Below are 18716 nucleotides of genomic sequence, written 5' to 3'. Positions count from 1 at the left end.
CCGTGCGCCCGCCCGGCGCATGTCCAGTCAATGAGTGCAACTGAATGGCCGAAGCCGACCTCGACGCCGTCATCCGGCAAACCGCAAAAGCGCAGACCAAGGCCGTGATGGCGGCTGCCAAGAAACGCCAGGCCGCCTGGGTCTCTCGCGCCGCCAAGGCCAAGGACAAGGAGACCAAGGCGCGCTTCCGCTTCCTGGCCAAGAGCACGATTCTGAACGCAACCGCAACCGCCAAGCGGTTGCAGAATTCGGCCGAGAACGCCGCCGACGCCTATGCGCGCGCCATGAAGAAGGCGATGGAAGAGCCGCCGCCGGCCAAGAAGCCCGCGAAGAAGAAAACCGACGGCTAGTCGATGCCGCGTTACGTCGCCCTGCTGCGCGCGGTCAATGTCGGCGGCACCGGCAAGCTACCAATGACCGAGTTGAAGGCAATGTGCGTCGACGAGGGATTTGCCGACGCGCAGACCTATATCGCCAGCGGCAATGTCGTGTTCTCCTCGAAGCTCGGCGCGGCCAAGGTCAAGGCCACGCTGGAGCGGCGGCTGCAGGCCTATGCCGGCAAGCCGGTCGGCGTCGCCGTCCGCAGCGCGGACGAGATCGCCGCGGTGCTGAAGGCCAATCCGTTTCCGAAAGCGCCGCCGAACTATACTGTCGCGATCTTCCTCGACGAGCCGCCGCCCAAGGACGCCTTGAAGGACATCAAGGGCCAGCAGGACGAAGAGGTGCGGCTCGGCAAGCGCGAGATCTATGTCGCCTATGGCAGCGGCATGGGCCGCTCGAAGCTGAAGATCCCCGCCGCCGCCAAGGGCACCGCGCGCAACATCAACACTATCGCGAAGCTCGCCGAGCTGGCGGCGGGGGACAACGAGGGTTAGTTCGCCCATTGAAATCCGTCATCCTGAGGAGCGCGCACTTGCGCGCGTCTCGAAGGATGCACGGCCCGGCTGGTGGCCGATTCATCCTTCGAGGCTCGCTCCGCTCGCGCCTCAGGATGACGGTCAAGCAGTCTGACAGCTAACTCTCCCGCACCGCGAATCCTTCGGCGCTGAGCCTTGCCAGCACCTCCTCCAGATGGGCGCGGTCGCGGGTTTCGATCACGAGCTCGAGCAGCGTCGCCTTCGCCGGAAGATCGGAGAAGGTGCGCTGATGCGAGACCTCGATGATGTTGGCGCCGGCATCGGCAAGCAGGATCGACACCGCCGCGAGCTGTCCGGGCCGGTCGACGATGTCGAGCGCCAGTTGCGTCAGTCGTCCCTCGCGCGCGAGCTCGCGGGTCAGGACCGAGGCAATCAGCCTGGTGTCGATATTGCCGCCGGTCAGCACCAGGCCGACTGAGCTGCCCGCAAAGCGCTCGGGAGCTGCGAGCACCGCCGCGAGACCGGCGGCGCCGGCGCCTTCGACCACCGTCTTTTCGATCGAGATCAGGGTCGCGACCGCGCGCTCGATCTGGTCCTCGCTGACCAGGATGATGTCGTCAACGAGCTCGCGCACGATTTTCGTGGTGATCTGCCCGGGCGCCTTGACCGCAATGCCCTCGGCGAGGGTGTCGCCGCGCATCGGCAGCTGCTCGCCTTTGACCGCATTGTACATTGACGGATAGAGCTGGGCCTGCACGCCGACGACCTGGATCGACGGCTTCAGCGCCTTTGCGGCCGTGGCGATGCCCGAGATCAGCCCGCCGCCGCCGATCGGCACCACCAGGATATCGAGGTCCGGCACCGCCGCGAGCATTTCAAGTCCGATCGTGCCTTGTCCTGCAATGATCAGCGGATCGTCATAGGGGTGGATCAGGATCAGGCCCTTCTGCGCGGCATGCGAGCCGACGAACGCGAAGCATTCTTCCAGCGTCTGCCCGGTGATGATGACCTCGGCGCCGTGCCGCCTGGTGTTCTCGATCTTCACCATTGGCGTGCCGATCGGCATCACGATGGTGGCGGGGATGCCGAGCCGCTTGGCGTGATAGGCCACGCCCTGGGCGTGATTGCCGGCCGACATCGCGATCACGCCGCGCTTCCGTTCCGCAGGCGAAAGCGCCTGCAGACGATTCAGCGCGCCGCGCTCCTTGAAGGTCGCTGTGAATTGCAGGTTCTCGAATTTGAGGAACAGGCGGCAGCCGCAGATCTCGCCCAGCGTGCGGCTCTCGTTGCAGGCCGTGACCATGACCGCATCCCGGATCACATCCGCGGCACGGCGTATGTCGGCAAGGGTGATGGCGGCGGTGTCGGAAGGCTGCGGCATCGGGTTTCGCTTTGGTCCGTTTCGTCGGACGGAACCTAGCGGGTTTCGGCGCCGAACACGACCGCGTTAGCGTGCGGCTAACACCCGTTCCTCCGCCCTCGCCGGCCCGGCCGGCTGAACTTCATCGCATTTCGGGCATACCAGCGCGGTGCGGAAATGCTTGTCGAGCACAATGGTTCGCGTCCTGCCGCACTGGCAGCGCATCGGCTTATCCATGGAAAACCGGCCCGGGTTCGAGATGCAAGGAGAGCGTGCGCCTGGCTACCCCGGTCCGGTTAACCCAATATGACTTGCCGCCGGATAATTTGTCGCGGCTAAAAGAGACCGGCGCTGAGATCGAGGCCGTAGCCTGCCCTGAGCGCCGCGACGAGCAGGACCGCCAAGGCGAACAGCAGGAGATGCCGGACGATGCTGCTCCGAAGCGAATTGGCCGGAAACGCGCGTGCGATCGATTGAGCCAAAGCAGTCATTTGCGACCTCCAGAGCCACGTCCCGAAGGTAGGTAGCGTGCAGCGCAGTGAGGTTCAATGCGGCTCGCGGATCGGCCGGCGGCGCGCCAATGTGCTCTGTTCGGGATCACTCGGTGCCCGCACCCGATTCTTGAAGCGGTGACCGACCACGATCAGCCTGCCCTCGGCGCGGATTACGGTATCGGCCGATGGCGCGGACGGCAGATTGTCTTGCGTGACCGCTTCCAGTGCACGCAGGAACTCGCGACCGGCCGATGTGATCTCCCAGCCTTCGACGTCACGGAGCACATAGCCATGGCTAAAGATGTCGAGTTCGGGGACCCGCGACGCCAGACGTTTGATCCGCGCATGCCAATCGTCGCCGCTCGATGAGAGCACGGCGAGATCGTGCTTAAGTGAATTGATTGTGGCTTTGCCGCGGACGTGACTGGCCAATATTTTTAAGATCGCAACCTGTATGCTCAACTCGACGCCTCGACCGCCACGGTTCTTTTTGTTCTGCGCAGCCGACCTGGAAATTATCGCGCTGATGACTGAGGCGTCCAGTCATCAGCGTCAGATATCCAGAACCCGACAAGACGGTATCGACTTACGCCGCGCGTGATGGGCCGACGCGGCGCTCGGGCCGGTGCGACGACATCGATTCCTCCTCCATATCCTGCGGCGCGCCCCAAAATTCCTGCACGGTGGGCCCGTTCTTTAACCTCTTGTCGCGCAGGAAGCCGAGGATTTCGTGCGGCCAGACCCGGCGGCCCATCTGCGTGTACCAGCGCATCGCGTGACGAAGTCCGGCGTCGCGGTGGAGCAGCACGCGGAGCAGCGCCTTCGGGCGGCACTGCAGCACCATCTCGGTGAACTTGAACCAGAGCAGCACGCGCCATGGCGGCATGTGCCGGGTCGCCAGCACCTGATGCTTGTAGTCCCAGAGCCTGCGATCGGTCTGGATGACGCGCCGCTCCGCCGCGAGACGGAAATACGGCGTCCAGCGATGCGGCGTGACGTAGAGCATCTGGATCTGGTCGGGATCATAGGACAACAGCTGCCTGAGACCACGCCAATGATCGCGATCGGTCTCCTCCTCGAAGCCGACCACCCACGTCGCCATCGACAGGATGCCGTGCTGGCGCATCAAACGGATGGCTTCGCGATCGATCGTGGTGGTCGCGCCCTTGCGGATCAGCTCCAGCGTCTTCTCGTCGGTGTTCTCCATGCCGAGCAGGAAGCGCTGCCACCCCGCTTTCTTGTAGAGATGCAGGATATCGGCGTCGCGCACGATGTCGTCGGCGCGGGTCGAGCCGACCAGGATCAGATCGACATCCTCCGCGATCAGGGCCTCGAGAAAGGCCCGCCACGCCTTCTTCGAGACGGTCGGATTCTCGTCGGCGAAATTGATCACCTTGACGCCGTGCTCGCGATGGAGCCGCGCCAGCTCCTTCGCAAGGCGCACGGGATCGCGGTGCCGCCACCGCGTCCAGAAGCCGCGCTGGCCGCAGTAATTGCACAGATGCGGACAGCCGCGCGAGAACTGCACGACGACGGCGCACAGGCCGCCCCAATAGCTGTAGCGCGCGTGATCGATCAATTCCCAGCCGACGCGATAGGCATCGAGATCACGGATGACAGGCGCAGGCGGCATCACGCGCGGCCCGTAATCGTCGCGAAATGCGATGCCGTTGATGATGCGGAGATCCTCGCCGGCCTCCAGCGCCCGCATCAGACGCCGCGCCGTCTCTTCGCCCTCGCCGCGCACGATCGCGGTGACGTAGCGCTCCTCGCGCAGGATGTCGCGCCAGTGATAGGTCGGAAACACGCCGCCATAGACGATCCGCACACCGGGCACGGCCTTGACGATCGCCTGCGCCACCTCGGCGATGACCGGATGGCCCGACGTCGAGCCGGAATGGCCGAACAGCACCGCATCCGGTGCAAATCTCGATGCCTCCGCCACGATGGCTTGGACCGGCATCGGCCCGAACTCGGCATCGATAAGACCGACGTCGTGGCCGTCATCGATCAGGGGGCCGCCGATCGACAACAGGCCAAGTGGCGGCAGATGGTCGTCGGGGATCCGGCTGCCGATCGCCGGGTGCGGCACGTTGATGAGAAGAATGCGCATGGATGATCGCTCCCGCTTTGGTTGGCGTGATCGTTCGTCCCCGCATCTTGTGAGAGAAAGCCCAACCCCCCGGCCGGGCTTTAGGAAGAGAGCAGTTGGCGCGGCTTGACGCGTTAGAGGTTCGGCACCTCCGCCGGCGCGATCGCGGTCAGTCCGCCGAAGCGGCGCTCGCGGCGATGGAAGGAGCCGAGTGCGTCGGCGAGATCGTCGGCATCGAATTCGGGCCACATCCGCTCGGTGAAATGCAGCTCGGCATAAGCGCCCTCCCAGAGCAGGAAGTCCGACAGCCGCTTCTCGCCCGAGGTGCGGATGATCAGGTCGACGTCGCGCAGCCCGGCCTCGCCGGTAATGAGATCGGAGAACGTCTCGCGGCTGAGCTCGCCGGCGCCGGCCGCGCGCGCGGCGGCGTTCAGGATGGCGTCGCGCGCCGAATAATCGATCGCGATGCGCAGATGCAGCGTGGTGCCGCCGGCGGTCTCGGCCTCGGCGCGCGTGATCGCGGCGGCGATTCCGTCGGGCAGCCGGTCGCGGCGGCCGATCACGGTGAGGCGAACGCCGTTGCGCACGAGCGCAGCGATCTCGTTGGCGAGATAGAAGCGCAGCAGGCCCATCAGTGCCGCGACCTCGGCCTTCGGACGGCGCCAATTATCGCTCGAGAAGGCGTAGAGCGTCAGCGTGCCGACGCCCTGGTCCGGCGCGGCCTCGACGATGCGGCGGATCGCCTCGACGCCGGCCTCGTGTCCGCGCAGCCGTGACAGGCCGCGCCGCGTTGCCCAGCGGCCATTGCCATCCATGATGATGCCGACATGGAGCCTGAAGGCGGCTTCCGGCTTGAGCGCGACGTTACTTTGCATCACAAAGTCTCCGGACAAAATGAGATGGTTCAAACCGGCTGGATACCGAGGCGGCCAGCTGCGCGGTCGTCCTTGCCGGCGGCCTTTTCTGCCGTGCCGGCGGCCCTCTCGGCCGTGCCGGCGGCCTTGGCCGCGTCACGCACCAGCTGCTCGAGCACGGCGAGATAGTCGAGGAAGCGGCGACGACCGCTCTTGGTCAGGCGGCAGGTGGTGTGCGGACGATTGCCTTCATAGCCCTTGATGACGTCGACGAGACCGGCCTCCTGCAGCACCTGGAGGTGCCGGCTGAGGTTGCCGTCGGTCAGGCCGCAGAGCTGCTTGAGATCGGCAAAGGCGAGCCCCTTCGGATGCGCCATCAGCGAGGTCAGCAGGCCGAGCCGCGCCTTCTCGTGGATGACGCGGTCGAGGCCGTCATAGGCGAACGGCGCGGTGGTCAGGTCAGTCTTCGGCATCATGGCCTCCGGAAGCGAAATAGAGCAGCGCTGCGAGCAGCAACTGGCCGATCGCGAATGGCAGTCCCATGGTCCAGGGCGACAGCGCGTGGCTCTGGCTTGCGATCAAGAGCACCGTGAAGCCCGACAGGAAATACCAGGCGCCGCCGAGCGCGATCGTGCGCGGCAGCAGGCGGACCGAAGCGAACACGCCAAGGCTGACCAGCACCTGCCACAGGCCGGGCAGCATCCACAACGTCTCGGGCGCGAACTTCCATTGCAGGATCGCGAGCAGCACGCCGGCGATCGCCGCGGGAACGAACTGCTCGATCGCCTGCTGGACCATCGCGTCCGCAAGGCCGGAATGATGCCGCCGCGAGCGCGCCTGCATCTCGATCCAGATCAGCACGGCGGAGACCAACGCGGCCGCCGCCCAGCCTGCGAGGAACGCGATCGGATGAGCGGTGGGATCGGCGAGCCAGAGATATTGCGCAAGCGCCGTGACCAGCGCGATGCCGCTGGTGGCGGCGACGGTTGCCGGACCGTAGCCGCGGAACGCCGTTCCGGCCGCAATCTGGCTGCGGATGGCGAGGATATCGGCCAACGCCTTGTCGAGGTCACGCATGATTCGCCCGAACTTTGTATTGCAAAGTATACGGGATCACCAAGTAAACGCAAGCGGCATCGCGCGGCTTGCCGAGCGTGATGTTTAACAGCTGGTTACTGCGCGGATTGCGGCGAAACCGTGCCGCGTCAGACCTTCACCAGGCTGGCGAAGCCGCCATAGATCATCCGCTTGCCGTCGAACGGCACGTCACCCATGCTCATCGATGCCAGGCGCGGATCGGCCATCACCTTGGCGTTGATCCGGTCGCGCTGGGCGCGCGACTTGTAGGTGATCCAGGCAAACACGACGGTTTCGCCGGCCTTCAGTTTCACGCTCTGCGGAAACGAGGTCAGCTTGCCCGGCTTGACGTCGTCGGCGACCCATTCGCGATAATCCAACGCGCCATACTCGCGCCAGACCTTGCCGGCCTTCTTCGAGAGTTGCGCATAGGCTTTGAGTTTCTTCTTCGGCACGGCGACGATGAATCCATCGACGTAAGGCATTGGGCGGTTTCCTGCTGTTTGGGCTCCCTGTCATTGCGAGCGCCAGCGAAGCAATCCATCTCTCCAAACGCTGAAGATGGATTGCTTCGTCGCTTCCACGCAAAATTGCCCTGCAATTTTGTCGCGAGCCCCTCGCAATGACGATCAGCTGTGACAGCAGGATGCCTGAACCGGCGCCGGTTGGTACTGGTCACGTAGCCGCACCCAATCCATCGGATAGGGCAATCCTTCCTCGTGGCGGCCGAGTGGCGTCAGGTCGAGATAGTGATAGGCGGCATTCATCATGTCGAGGCCGCGCGCGAAGGTCGAGTAAGTGTGGAACACGCTCCCTGTCTCATCGCGGAAGAACACGCTGATGCCGGGCAGTTCGGGACCATAGAGCGGCGTCGTTCCATAATTGTATTTCGCGTTCCCCGCATCGATCTGCGCTTGCGTGAACGACACGCCGTAATCGTAGTTGAAGTCGCTCTCTCCCGAGGAGACCCAGTCGAAGGTCCAGCCCATCCGCGCCTTGAATGCGTCGAGCTTGACGAGCGGCGCCCGCGAGATCGCGATCATCGTGGTGTCGCGCGCGGCGAGATGCGGAACCATGCGCTCGAAACCGTCGGCCCAGAACGAGCAGTTCTTGCACGCCGCGTCCCACTCCGGCGCGAACATCACATGCTGCACCACGAGTTGCGGCCTGCCCATGAAGAGATCGCCGAGCGTCATTTTGCCGCCCGGCCCGTCGAACACATAGTCCTTGTCGACCTTGACCCAGGGCAGTTCGCGGCGCTGCCGGCTGAGCGCTTCGCGGGCCTGGGTCAGTTCCTTCTCACCGGCCATCAGCGCCTTGCGGGCTGCGATCCATTCTTCACGCGAGACGATCATGTGCTGTTGCATGGGATGCTCCTTTGCAGGTCAGGCGTCGACGAAGCTTTCCAGATTGCCGAGGAATGCGGTCCAGCCGCGCTGGTGGTTGTCGCGGGCGGTCTCATCGACGAACTGCGCGTGATGGAAGGTGAGCAACGTACCGCCGGCATCGGGCTTGATCGATATCGTTACCTCGGATTCGCGTTCGGGCGTCGAATGCCAGGCCCAGCTGAACACCAGCTTCTCGTTCGGCACCACCTCACGATAGACGCCGCCGACCTCGTGATATTCGCCGTTGGTGCCGATGAATCCGATGCGATAGCGTCCGCCGACGCGGACATCGAGCTCCGCACGCGTCGTGGCCGGCTTGACCCCACCCGGTCCGAACCACTGCGCTAGATTTTCCGGCTCGGTCCACGCGGCGTAGACTTTTTCCGGCCGCGCGCGGAGGCGCCGCGTGAGGGTGAGGCTTGGGCGCGCGGCGAGGCCGGCGTCGGCGGCGACTGCGGATTGGTTTGCCATGGTTCTTCCTCCACAAAGGCTGCAAGGCGGTCGAGATTGTCGGACCAGAATTGCGCATAGCGATTGAGCCAGTTCATCGCCTGCTCCATCGGCCGTGCGGTGAGCCGGCACGCCACCGTGCGGCCGGTCTTTTCGCGCGCGACGAGACCCGCATCGGTGAGCACGTCGAGATGCTTCATGATCGCCGGCAGCGACATCGCGAATGGCTGCGCCAGCTCGCTCACCGACAGGCTTTCCTGGTCGCCGAGCCGCGCCAGCAGCGCGCGACGGGTGGGATCGGAAAGCGCCGCAAAGGTGCGGTCCAGCGTCTCATCCTGATACTTAACCATTTGGTTTAGTATAGGCGCAAACGGCGTGACGTCAAGTGCGCGGCTTCACGATCACGTCAGCATGGACCCGACGCGAGGGACGAACGTCAGGAACAGTGGCGACAGACTGCCTTGCGGTGATGCCGCAACGCTAGTCGGGATAAACGGTCCGGTGCCGACGCTGATAGCGGCCCGGTAGTGGCGGCGGCGGTTCGCTGAACAGGAAGCGCGGATTCTCGCCGCAATAGAGATAGCGGCCGGACACGCTCGCGAGGCATTGCTGGTAGGTCCGGTAAGCGCATTCGCCGGGATAACCCAGGCTCGGGCCCTGCGCGCACCATGGGTAGTCATAAGGATCGGCGGAAGCGGGCGTGATACTCGCCGCGCCTGCGAGCGTCATCGTTCCCAGAACAAGCATTGCCAATCCCGATGCGCGCATGATCCGGCTCCTCGGACGCCGCAGTTAGCCAGGTGCGGCATCTTTGATAAGGTTCCTGAAGGTCATTTTATTCCGCGTCAAGGCCGACGAAACCGGCTTCGGCCAGGGACCGGCTGTACCACGCGGGCCACGTTTGTCCCGCGCGATCCAGCATCGCGCCTCTTGCGAGGCCTACTCGACCTTGAGGCCGGCAAACTCGACCACCTTCTTCCACTTGTCGGTCTCGGCCTTGATGTCGTTGCCGAAGGCTTCCGGCGTCTGGATCAGCGGATCGCCGCCGAGCTCGACCAGGCGCTTCTTCATGTCGGGTTCGGCGAGCACGGCGTTGATCTCGGTGTTGAGCCTGGCGATAACTTCCTTCGGCATGTTCTTCGGCGCGCCCATGCCGAACAGCGCACTCGCCTCGTAGCCCTTTACGGTTTCGGCAACCGACGGAACATCGGGCAGTTGCGAGGATCGCTCCGTTGACGTCACAGCCAGCGCGCGCAGCGCGCCGGAGCGGATGTGCTGGATGATCGAGGGCATGTTGTCGAAGATCACCTGCACCTGGCCGCCGAGCATGTCGGTGATCGCGGGCGCGGCGCCGCGATACGGCACATGCTGCATCTTGCAGCCGGTCATCGCCATGAACATCTCGCCGGAGAGATGCACCGAGGTGCCGTTGCCGGAAGAGGCCATGTTCACCTTGCCGGGATTGGCCTTCACATATTCGATGAACTCGGCGACGGTCTTGGCCGGTACGTCCTTGTTGACGGTCATCACGTTCGGCACGCGATTGAAGGAAGCAACCGGCGCGACGTCGCGCACGAAGTTGAACTTCAGATTGGCGTAAAGCGAGGCGTTGATGTAATTGGCCGGATTGACCAGCAGCACGGTGTAGCCGTCCGGCTCGGCATTGATCGCCGCCTCGGTGCCGATATTGTTGCCGGCGCCCGGCTTGTTCTCGATCACGAATTGCTGCCCGAGCCTCTCCGACAGCCGCTGCCCGACCAGGCGCGCGATGATGTCGGTGGCGCCGCCCGGCGGATAACCCACGATCCAGCGCACCGGCCGCGCCGGATAGTCGGCAGCGGAAGCGCGGCCGATCGCGAATGTCGAAATCCCCGACCCGATCAGGCCCAGCGCGGTACGGCGTGAAATCATGAAGTTTCTCCCAATCCAGCAGGGTTTGGCGCCCTGCCCGTTTCTGTTGCGTTGCGTGCGGCGCGGTTTTAACAAACAATGCCTGAAGCGACCAGTGCGACACGTGCGCCGCCGACCGCGACGAAAGACTAAGCTTCGGCTCTGATCGCACCAGAACCGGCGACCACATCGCTCGAAAGCACTCTGGACCGAAGAGGATCGATCATGTCCGTCAAGGTGAATGGGCTCGACCATCTCGTGATCAACGTCACCGATGTCGTGCGCTCGGTTGCCTGGTACAGCAGGATCCTCGGCATGGAGGTGAAGGTGTTCGACCCCGGCAAGGGCAAGACACCGCGCACCTCGCTGGTGTTCGGCAACCAGAAGATCAATGTGCGGCCGCGCGATGCCGACAAGGTGGACTGGTTCACCGCCGATCACGAGGCGGCCGGCAGCGACGATCTCTGCTTCCTCACTTCGAGCACGCCCGAGGAAGTGGTCGCACATCTGAAGGCCAATGGCGTCAGGATCGAGGAAGGCCCGGTGGCGAAGCAGGGCGCGCGCGGCACGCTGCGCTCGGTCTATTGCCGCGACCCCGACGGCAGCCTGATCGAGATCTCGTCGTACGAGAAGAACGCGACCTAGCTTTCGTTCGTCCTTGCGAGCCGGCGCGGCGTGCGAAGGCGCGCCCGATAACGGATGCTGCGAATAAATTGATCTCTTCCGTGCGGCGGAACAGATTGCTTCAGCGCAAAACCGCTTTGCAAATCCCGATTTGCTCTCGGCGCACGCCGATGGCAGAACTGCTCCCAACCAAGACCAAGGGCGGCCGACAAGGCTGCGCGGGAGGACATATGGCCAACTCGAATCCAGCACCAGGCATCGTGGGACCGTTTGCGGGGCTCGACGTACCATGGCTGCTGCGGATGCGCGCCGAGGTGCGCCGCGACCATCCATTCCTGATCTGGGCGCCGTTCGACACGCCGGCACGGCGCTGGAGCTACGGCGAATTCCATGAGCGGGTCGGCGCGCTGGCTGCGGGCCTTGCGAAGCGCGGCATCCGGCAAGGCGACTACGTCCTGATCCATCTCGACAATTGCGTCGAGGCGATCATGTCGTGGTTCGCCTGCGTCGAACTCGGCGCCATCGCGGTCACCACCAACACCCGTTCCGCCGCCGCCGAGATCGAATATTTTGCCGGCCATTGCGGCGCGGTCGCCGCGATCACGCAGCCGGCCTATGCAGAACTGATCGCCGCCAACTGCAGGAGCCTGCGCTGGATCGCGGTGACCTCGCACGACGCCGGGCAAGCGCCGGCACAGTCGCTTGCGCGCGGCGACAGCTTCGACGCGCTGTTTGCCGACAGCGCCGACCGGCCGCGTCGCCCGACCGATCCGCTCGCCCCCTGCAGCGTGCAATATACCTCCGGCACCACGTCGCGGCCGAAGGCGGTGCTGTGGACCCACGCTAACGCGCTGTGGGGCGCCAAGATCAACGCCGCGCATCAGGACCTGCACGCCTTTGACGTGCACCAGACCTATCTGCCGCTGTTTCACACCAACGCGCTGGCCTATTCGATGCTGGCGAGCCTGTGGGTCGGGGGCACCTGCGTGATCCAGCCGCGCTTCTCGGCGAGCCGCTTCTGGCCGGTGGCGATCGAGCATGGCTCGACCTGGACCTCGACGATCCCGTTCTGCATGAAGGCGCTACTGGAGCACGAGGTGCCGAAGGATCACAGGTTCCGGCTCTGGGGCACCGCCGTGAACGAGCCGCCGGCGTTCAGCGTGTTCGGCATCAAGATCATCGGCTGGTGGGGCATGACGGAGACCATCACCCACGGCATCATCGGCGAGGTCGATCAGCCCAACACGCCGATGTCGATCGGCCGCGCCGCTCCCGAATACGAAATCCGCATCGTCAATGACGACGGCGCGCCGACCGGGGTCGGCGAGACCGGCAACCTCCTGATCAAGGGAATCCCCGGCCTGTCGCTGTTCGCCGAATATCTGCACAACGAAAAGGCCACGCGCGAGAGCTTCGACGAGCACGGCTATTTCATCACCGGCGACCGCGTCACGATGCTGGAGCGCGGCTACATCAAGTTCGGCGACCGCTCCAAGGACATGCTGAAGGTCGGCGGCGAGAATGTCGCGGCCTCCGAGATCGAACAGGTGATCGCGGTGGTGCCGGGCGTACGCGAAGCCGCCGTGGTGGCGAAGAAGCATCCGATGCTGGACGAGGTCCCGGTCGTCTTCATCATCCCGCAGGCTGGCGTCGCCAAGCTGCCCGTCGACCTCCACGACAACGTCATGGCCGCTTGCCGTGCAGGCCTCGCCGACTTCAAGCTGCCGCGCGAAATCCGCTTTGTCGAGGAGATGCCGCGCTCGACGCTGGAGAAGGTCGCGAAGGCGGAGCTCAGGAAGATGCTGGAGTGAGGCGGACTTGATCGCGTCATTCCGGGGCGATGCGTTAGCATCGAACCCGGAATCTCGAGATTCCGGGCCTGGTCCTTCGGACCATCCCGGAATGACAAGTACTCAATTCACCTCGAACCGGATCGGCAGCTTCTTCGGGCCATTGACGAAATAGGCTTGGGTCATCTTCACCTCGCCGTCGAGCGACAGCGACTTCAGGTGGGGAAGCAGCTCCTCGAACAGGATGCGCATCTCGAGCTTGGCGAGGTACTGACCGAGACAGAGATGCGCGCCATAGCCGAACGCGACATGGCGGTTGGGCTTGCGGTCGCTGCGGAAGCGATCGGGGTCCTCGAACACCTCCTCGTCGCGATTGCCCGAGGCGTAGCACAGCATCAGCCAGTCGCCCTTGGCGATCTTGCGGCCGCCGAGCTCGGTATCCGCGGTGGCCGAGCGCATGAAATGCTTGACCGGCGTCATCCAGCGGATCGACTCGTCGACCAGGCCCGGAATCAGGTCCGGATTGGCCTTCACCTTGGCGAATTCCGCGGGGTCCCTGGCCAGCGCCCAGATCGCGCCGGCGGTCGAGGATGAGGTGGTGTCGTGGCCCGCCGTCGCGACGATCATGTAATAGCTGGTCTGATCGTGCTCCGGCATGTACTCGCCGCCGATCTTCGCGTTGGCGATGACGGTGGCGAGATCGTCGCGCGGGTGCTGGCGGCGATCCTCGGTGATCTTGCGGAAGTAGGCGGAGAAGTCGGCGATGATCGCCTGCAACATCGCGGAGACCTGCTCCGCGCTCAGCGCGTCGCGGACGCGCGCGGTGTCGGGATCCTGCGGCCCGAACAGTTCCTGGGTCAGCTTGAGCATGCGCGGCTCGTCCGTCTCGGGCACGCCGAGGATCTCCATGATGACGTGCAGCGGATAGCCGAGCGCGACATCCTCGACGAAGTCGCAGGCGCCGCCCCTCGCGAGCATGCGTTGCACCGTGGCGCGCGCGATCTCGCGGACGCGGGCCTCGAACTTGCCGAGATTGGCCGGCATGAACCAGCCTTGCGTCAGCGCGCGATATTTCGGGTGGTCTGGCGCGTCCATCTGCACCAGCGAGCGCACCAAATTGGGCCCGCCGGTGATCTTGCGAACGCGCTCCTCGAGCGCCTGCGTCGTCAGGGTGGTCGGCCGATCGGCGTTGTGGAACAGCTCGTTCTGCCGGCTGATCGCCTGGATATGCGCGTGCTTGGTCACCACCCAGAACGGGTCGAACTTCTCGGGCCGCGCGATGCCGAGCGGGTTGTTGGCGCGCAGCCAGCGATAGCTGTCGTGGATGCGGTCGTCCGCATAGGCGACGGGATCGACGAGGGTTGCCGCGATGTCGGCGGGGATGTCGAAATCCCCGGTCGTTGCCGTATCCATGATCGTCCTCACCCGTCGGAGCATCGGTCTTGCCGATGATCACCGGAATCTAGGCGGAGGTAAGGAGCACGACTTGCGTTGATTGGCTAGAGCCGTCGCCTCAGCCGGCATTGCGACGACGAAGCGACGTAGCAATGACGGGGTTGAGGACTCAATAGTGCCCGAACGCCACCGGGCGGAACGCCTGCAGCAATTGCTGGTCGAGCTTGCCGCCCATCTCCTCCATCATGGAGAACGCCTTGGCGTGGGTGAACTGCAGCCGGTAGGCGCGCTTCTCGACCAAAGCGGCATAGACGTCGACGATCGTGGTGACGCGGACGATGTCGCTGATTTGGTTGCCGCTGAGGCCGTTCGGATAGCCGGTGCCGTCGAGGAATTCGTGGTGATGCAGGATCACGTCGAGCATTTCCGGCGGGAAGCCGCCCTGCGCGGACAGCGCCTCGTAGCCGCGGCGCGGATGCTCGCGCATCTCGGCCATTTCCTCCACCGTCAAGGCGCCGGGCTTGTCGAGCAGCGCGACCGGGACGAAGGCCTTGCCGACGTCGTGCAGCAGCGCGGCGCGGGCGAGCCGGCGCTGATCGTCCTCACGCATGCCGAGGTGCTGCGCGAACGCAACCGCAAAACCGGTCACGAACAGGCAATGGCGATAGGTCTCCTGGTGATGGCAGCCGACCGTGGTCAGCCATTCGCGCAGCGAGTTGTGCTTGATCGCCTTGAGGATCTTATTCTCGGCGGCGACGATGTCCTCGAACTTGAGCGGCTCCCCGGCGCGCATCCGCTCGAACATCTTGACCATCACGCCGTGCGCGGCTTCGACGCCGCGGTTGAGCGCCTTGCCGCGATCGGTCTCGTCATAGCCGCTGTCGTCGGGGAATGCGGCGCGGATGCGCTGCAGGATGCCGCGCGCATCGAACGGCCGCGAGATCGTGTCGGTGGCGCCGAGCGCCCAGGCCTGCATCGAGGCGTGATGCAAGGCGTCCGCCAGCACGAACAGCCGCGGCATCTCGCGATAGGCGTCGGCCTGCAGCTTGGCGCGGACGAGTTGCACGGCTTCGGGCGAGCGCAGATTGATGTCGACGACGATGCCGGAGAGATCGCGGGCCGGCTGCTCGGGAATGTCAGAGGTCGGAACGGTATCGACCTCGCCCACCGAGCGCAGGATGTTGGCGAGCTCATTGCTCTGATCGCTTCGATCTGACGCCAGCAGGAGGCGGCGCTTCGAAGTCTGGTTGTTGGCTAAGGCAGTCATGGCATCCCCGTCGCGGTAACGACCGACGCCGGACGCTACCTGACGATGCGTTCCCTCCGGCTTAATGGGGATGCTGAACGGCGCTTAAGCGCAATGGATACAATTTGAGGGATCGCCGAATCCGCCAGCAAAATCAGGCCGGCCGGAAATCGATGCAGTTGCGCAGATCGGCGGTGAATCATGAATTTCTGCGGCGTCGAAGTTGATGCCGTCACTGCCCGGCCGACGCGCGGAGCAAAGAAAAACGCCGGAGAGCTCGTGCTCTCCGGCGTTCTTGTTCGTTCAGGCCGTTACGCCTTCATCGCAGCCTTGACGGCTTCCGCGGTGATCGGCAGGCCGCGAACGCGGGCACCGACCGCGTTGAAGACGGCGTTGCCGATCGCCGGCGCCACCACCGTCACCGCGGGCTCGCCGACGCCGGTCGCCTTCTCGCCATTGGCGATGACGTTGACCGCGACTTCCGGCAGCTGGCTCATCCGAAGCGGCGTGTAGCTGTCGAAGTTGGTCTGCTCGATGCCGCCGTCCTTCAACGTCGCCTTCTCGAACAGCGCCAGCGACATGCCCCACAGCGCCGCGCCCTCGACCTGGGCGCGGATGCCGTCGGGATTCACCTGCGTACCAACGTCGGTCGCAACCGTCAGCTTCTTCACCGTCACCTCGCCCGACGGGGCGACCGCGACATGGGCGACGCAGGCGGTCCAGCTCGCCGTGGCGCGCTCCTGCGACGACACGCAGGCCACCCCCATGCCTTCGCCCTTGGGCAGCTGCTTGGTGCCGTAGCCGGCAAGGCCCATCGCAGCAAGCAAGGTGTTGCGGAGACGCTGCGCGCCGCCGTCATTCTTGCCCTTGCCGTCGAGCAACGAGATGCGCAGCTGCGCCGGGTCCTTGCCGGTCGCATGCGCAATCTCGTCGATCATGCTTTCGACCGCCCAGAACGTCCAGCCCGGCGCCACCGAGCGGAGCTGACCAGACGGGGTGGCGTTGTGCGCCATCTCGTTCTTGATCGCCCGCACATAGTGGTTGGGCACGGTGTAGAAGAAGTCCGCTCCGTTCACGGTGAAGGAGTCGAGCGGACCCTTCTTGTCGACCGACGGTGTGAGGAAATCGGGGATTCCCCAACGCGCGGTCGGCCAGGCCGAGACCACGTCGTGGCTCATCGCGACGATCTTGCCGTCGCCGTCCATGCCGGCCTTCACCTTCTGGTAGGTCAGCGGACGCGAGAAATCCATCGTCATGTCGTTTTCGCGCGTGTAGATGACCTTGACCGGCTTGCCGACGGCCTTCGCCGCCTGCACCGCGGGCACCATCATGTCGGCGTCGAGACGCCGGCCGAAACCGCCGCCCAGCCACATCTGGTGCATCACCACGAACTTCGGATCGATCCCGGCGGCGCCGGCCGCAATCGCGCCGGAGCGCGTCGCGAACTGGTTGCCGGAATAGATGTGCAGGATGTCGCCCTTGAACTCCGCGGTGGCGTTCATCGGCTCCATCGGCGCGTGGATGTTGATGTTGGTGGTGTATTCCGCCTCCAGCACCTTGGCCGCCGATCCGAAGGCCGCCTTGGGATCACCGTCCTTGACGAAGAACTGGCCGGAATCGTCCAGTCCCTGAAGCCGCTTGGCCTCGGCGAGCAGCGATTCGCTCGACAGCTTCGCGTTCGGACCGCCGTCATAGCTGATCTTCAGCGCCGCCGCGGCCTTCTTCGCCTGCGCATAGGTGTTGGCGACCGCGACGACCCAGCCGGTCGTGGTTGTGGTCTTGTCGTCGAGGGTGACGGCCTTGATGAAGCCGGGCAGCTTCTTGGCCGCGCTATCGTCGACCGACTTCACGGTGGCGCCGTAACGCACCGGTGGGGTAACCAGCGCGCCGTAGACCATGCCCGGCACCATCACGTCGATGCCGTACTTGGCCGTGCCGTTGGTCTTCGACGGGATGTCGAGTTGCGGCACCGAGACGCCGATCATCGTGTACTGGTCGGGCGTCTTGAGCTTGATCGCCTTCAGATCATCCGCCGTGAAGGTCTTGGTCGCCTTGCCGCTCTTCACCACTTCGGCGAACGACATCGACTTCTTCGACTTCGCATGGCTGATCCTGGAGTCACGTACCACCAGCTCGCCGGCCGGCACGCCCATGGAGGCCGCCGCCGCCTCGGTCAATGCAATGCGGCCGGCTGCGCCGGCGCGGCTCATCGCGTCGAAGTTCATCATCGTCGACCAGCTGCCGCCGGTGATCTGCGCGCCCAGCACGGGATCGTTGAACTTCGGATCGTTGGAGGCGAGTTGAACCCGCATGTCCTTCCAGTTCGCGCCGAGCTCTTCGGCCACGATCTGCGCCATGGTCGAGGCGACGTGCTGGCCCATGTCGGCCTTGCCGCAGGTCACGGTGACGAGACCGTCGGGCGCGATCGAATACCAGACGCTCGGCTCGAAGTTGGCGGGCGCGGGTGCCGCGAGCGCCTGATCGATGCCGGACCCGGCGTAGCCGAGCACGAGGCCGGTTGCAGCGGTGCCGACCAGGAAGGAACGGCGGCTGAGATCGGTCGTCTCTGGCGCGAGGTTTTTCACGTGCTTGTTCATGTGGCCCTCCGCTCGGATCCGGTGGCCGATGCGGTGCGCATGTCGGACGCAGCGCGCATGATCGCCTTCTGGATTCGTGAATAGGTCATGCAACGGCAGAGGTTGCCGTCCATATGCGCGACCACTTCTTCCTTGGTCGGGTTGGTGTTCTTCGACAGCAGTGCCGCCGCCTGCATGATCTGGCCGGACTGGCAGTAGCCGCATTGCGGCACCTGCTCGGCGACCCAGGCCTTCTGCAAGGGATGATCGCCCTTGGCGGAGAGGCCTTCGATGGTAGTGATCTTCTTGCCGACGGCGTCGGCGACCGAGGTCTGGCAGGACCGCACCGCTTCGCCGTTGACGTGAACCGTGCAGGCGCCACACAGACCGGCGCCGCAACCGAATTTGGTGCCCGTCATCTGCAATTGCTCGCGGATGACCCAAAGCAGCGGCGTGTCATTGGCCGCCTCGACGGACATATTCCGTCCGTTGATATTGAGATTTGGCATCTCTCTCCCCTTCCGGTGTAGGAAGCCGCTTACGGCGGCAACTCACTGTTGGGTCTTGGCCGGCGCCCACCGGGTAAGCGACAGTTGCCGAAACAATGATCCGGTTCCCGGCTG

At 64.7% G+C, this 18716-nt stretch carries 20 protein-coding genes and 1 pseudogene; 4 read left to right on the top strand and 17 right to left on the bottom strand.

The genetic code is table 11. From position 1 onward, the window contains the following. Nucleotides 1-44 precede the first annotated feature (44 nt). A complete protein-coding gene (locus Q2M23_RS07420) occupies nt 45-350 on the top strand; it encodes a hypothetical protein (protein ID WP_316395140.1) in 306 nt (101 codons plus the stop codon). A 3-nt stretch (nt 351-353) separates the two neighbouring features. After that, nucleotides 354-875 carry a DUF1697 domain-containing protein gene (locus Q2M23_RS07415; protein ID WP_316395139.1) on the top strand — a complete coding sequence of 174 codons (522 nt, stop codon included), beginning with the start codon at nt 354-356 and terminating at the stop codon, nt 873-875. Nucleotides 876-1014: 139 nt separating this feature from the next. Here Q2M23_RS07415 and Q2M23_RS07410 read toward each other — a convergent pair whose 3' ends face one another. The 13 genes and pseudogenes from Q2M23_RS07410 to Q2M23_RS07350 all read right to left on the bottom strand — a co-directional run bounded on the left by Q2M23_RS07410 (nt 1015) and on the right by Q2M23_RS07350 (nt 10483). After that, nucleotides 1015-2238, bottom strand: coding sequence for a threonine ammonia-lyase (locus tag Q2M23_RS07410; RefSeq protein WP_316395138.1), 1224 nt, complete (start codon nt 2236-2238; stop codon nt 1015-1017). 314 nt (nt 2239-2552) lie between these two features. Continuing rightward, nucleotides 2553-2708 carry a response regulator gene (locus Q2M23_RS07405; protein ID WP_316395137.1) on the bottom strand — a complete coding sequence of 52 codons (156 nt, stop codon included), beginning with the start codon at nt 2706-2708 and terminating at the stop codon, nt 2553-2555. A 54-nt stretch (nt 2709-2762) separates the two neighbouring features. Then, complete coding sequence (locus tag Q2M23_RS07400) at nt 2763-3086, bottom strand: aminoacyl-tRNA deacylase (protein WP_225646649.1); 324 nt, start codon at nt 3084-3086, stop codon at nt 2763-2765. A gap of 211 nt (nt 3087-3297) precedes the next feature. Then, nucleotides 3298-4824 carry a magnesium-protoporphyrin IX monomethyl ester anaerobic oxidative cyclase gene (gene bchE, locus Q2M23_RS07395; RefSeq protein WP_316395134.1) on the bottom strand — a complete coding sequence of 509 codons (1527 nt, stop codon included), beginning with the start codon at nt 4822-4824 and terminating at the stop codon, nt 3298-3300. Between the two features lie 113 nt (nt 4825-4937). Further along, entirely contained in the window at nt 4938-5678 is a 741-nt protein-coding gene (locus Q2M23_RS07390; RefSeq protein WP_057015350.1) for a di-trans,poly-cis-decaprenylcistransferase, read from the bottom strand. A gap of 29 nt (nt 5679-5707) precedes the next feature. After that, nucleotides 5708-6130 (bottom strand): transcriptional regulator, encoded by a 423-nt coding sequence (locus Q2M23_RS07385; RefSeq protein WP_057015410.1) that lies wholly within the window; start codon nt 6128-6130, stop codon nt 5708-5710. Beyond that, complete coding sequence (locus Q2M23_RS07380) at nt 6117-6734, bottom strand: hypothetical protein (RefSeq protein ID WP_057015349.1); 618 nt, start codon at nt 6732-6734, stop codon at nt 6117-6119. The genes Q2M23_RS07385 and Q2M23_RS07380 overlap by 14 nt, the downstream gene beginning before the upstream one ends. Before the next feature lie 128 nt (nt 6735-6862). Further along, complete coding sequence (locus Q2M23_RS07375) at nt 6863-7219, bottom strand: DUF1428 domain-containing protein (protein WP_028335567.1); 357 nt, start codon at nt 7217-7219, stop codon at nt 6863-6865. A gap of 144 nt (nt 7220-7363) precedes the next feature. Next, nucleotides 7364-8101: a DUF899 domain-containing protein gene (locus Q2M23_RS07370; RefSeq protein WP_076824560.1), complete on the bottom strand. Its 738-nt coding sequence runs from the start codon at nt 8099-8101 to the stop codon at nt 7364-7366. 18 nt (nt 8102-8119) lie between these two features. Next, nucleotides 8120-8482 (bottom strand): annotated as a pseudogene (locus Q2M23_RS07365) (SRPBCC family protein); the annotation flags it as partial. Beyond that, the gene (locus Q2M23_RS07360; RefSeq protein WP_225162100.1) at nt 8467-8922 is read right to left on the bottom strand and encodes an ArsR/SmtB family transcription factor; all 456 of its coding nucleotides are present in this window, start codon (nt 8920-8922) and stop codon (nt 8467-8469) included. The pseudogene Q2M23_RS07365 and the gene Q2M23_RS07360, both read right to left, overlap by 16 nt. Nucleotides 8923-9052: 130 nt before the next feature. After that, on the bottom strand, nt 9053-9340 hold the full coding sequence (locus Q2M23_RS07355; RefSeq protein WP_410469700.1) for a DUF3551 domain-containing protein: 288 nt from the start codon (nt 9338-9340) through the stop codon (nt 9053-9055). Between the two features lie 171 nt (nt 9341-9511). After that, nucleotides 9512-10483, bottom strand: a complete 972-nt coding sequence (locus Q2M23_RS07350; protein ID WP_057015345.1) for a Bug family tripartite tricarboxylate transporter substrate binding protein — start codon at nt 10481-10483, stop codon at nt 9512-9514. A gap of 204 nt (nt 10484-10687) precedes the next feature. On the opposite strand from Q2M23_RS07350, the gene Q2M23_RS07345 reads away from it, so the two are divergent. Together Q2M23_RS07345 and Q2M23_RS07340 are read left to right on the top strand one after the other, a co-directional pair. Next, complete coding sequence (locus Q2M23_RS07345; protein ID WP_057015344.1) at nt 10688-11107, top strand: VOC family protein; 420 nt, start codon at nt 10688-10690, stop codon at nt 11105-11107. A gap of 209 nt (nt 11108-11316) precedes the next feature. After that, a complete protein-coding gene (locus Q2M23_RS07340) occupies nt 11317-12897 on the top strand; it encodes an AMP-binding protein (protein ID WP_316395127.1) in 1581 nt (526 codons plus the stop codon). A gap of 102 nt (nt 12898-12999) precedes the next feature. Here the strand turns inward: Q2M23_RS07340 and Q2M23_RS07335 are convergent, their stop codons facing one another. The 4 genes from Q2M23_RS07335 to Q2M23_RS07320 all read right to left on the bottom strand — a co-directional run bounded on the left by Q2M23_RS07335 (nt 13000) and on the right by Q2M23_RS07320 (nt 18602). Beyond that, on the bottom strand, nt 13000-14289 hold the full coding sequence (locus Q2M23_RS07335; RefSeq protein ID WP_316395125.1) for a cytochrome P450: 1290 nt from the start codon (nt 14287-14289) through the stop codon (nt 13000-13002). A gap of 151 nt (nt 14290-14440) precedes the next feature. Further along, nucleotides 14441-15538, bottom strand: coding sequence for an HD-GYP domain-containing protein (locus Q2M23_RS07330; protein WP_076824550.1), 1098 nt, complete (start codon nt 15536-15538; stop codon nt 14441-14443). Nucleotides 15539-15828: 290 nt separating this feature from the next. Continuing rightward, nucleotides 15829-18114 carry a xanthine dehydrogenase family protein molybdopterin-binding subunit gene (locus Q2M23_RS07325; protein WP_168856618.1) on the bottom strand — a complete coding sequence of 762 codons (2286 nt, stop codon included), beginning with the start codon at nt 18112-18114 and terminating at the stop codon, nt 15829-15831. Further along, nucleotides 18111-18602 (bottom strand): (2Fe-2S)-binding protein, encoded by a 492-nt coding sequence (locus Q2M23_RS07320; protein ID WP_026192016.1) that lies wholly within the window; start codon nt 18600-18602, stop codon nt 18111-18113. Before Q2M23_RS07320 ends, Q2M23_RS07325 begins: the two co-directional genes overlap by 4 nt. Nucleotides 18603-18716: the final 114 nt, after the last annotated feature.

Source organism: Bradyrhizobium sp. 33ap4 (genome assembly GCF_032654765.1).
Lineage (GTDB): Bacteria > Pseudomonadota > Alphaproteobacteria > Rhizobiales > Xanthobacteraceae > Bradyrhizobium > Bradyrhizobium australafricanum.
Note: the sequence above shows the minus strand (reverse complement) of the source record. Positions and strands in the feature narration are given on the sequence as shown.